Origin of the sequence: Silvania confinis (assembly GCF_025564085.1) — a bacterium.
Taxonomy (GTDB): domain Bacteria; phylum Pseudomonadota; class Gammaproteobacteria; order Enterobacterales; family Enterobacteriaceae; genus Enterobacter; species Enterobacter confinis.
Genome location: NZ_JAMGZJ010000034.1, coordinates 1 through 449, shown reverse-complemented (window position 1 = coordinate 449; position 449 = coordinate 1). Strand labels below are relative to the sequence as shown.

The following is a 449-nucleotide window of genomic DNA, read 5'->3' as shown; positions in this document are numbered from 1 at the left end:
ATACAGGAGGCTTTGATTGATACTGCTGCGGATTCGCTACAGTAACGTTGGGCCAGAACGTAATGCCATCCAAGCAAGAGAGCGCACACTAGCGGCCATAAGCGGACATTCTGAATCGGAGGCGGCGAAAATCGCATACCACTCCGCCCAGCAGGGCTAACTTCCCAGTTCCCAATTCAGCAACCTCTAGGTAATGTAGCAATCGAACAAATTTCGTGAGATCGTTACATTGATTAATTGGCTATGTCTCGTGATGGCACTGCCTACGGCAAATGCCGCCGAGCGAATGCGCGCTTGGCGCACGTTGAAAAGCGCTGGGGCTGCGGTGCTACGCGATGGGGTTTATCTCCTGCCAGATGGCTCGGCTAGTCGTGAGGTACTGGAGTCCGTCGAGCGTGACGTGCTGGATAGCGGTGGCTCGGCGTCGCTCCTGCCGGTCACTGATCCCC

At 55.7% G+C, this 449-nt stretch carries 1 protein-coding gene; it reads left to right on the top strand.

What is annotated here, in order from left to right:
- Positions 1-253: 253 nt before the first annotated feature.
- The coding region (locus M8013_RS23530; protein WP_336263223.1) for a Chromate resistance protein ChrB at positions 254-449 on the top strand (196 nt) is incomplete at its 3' end.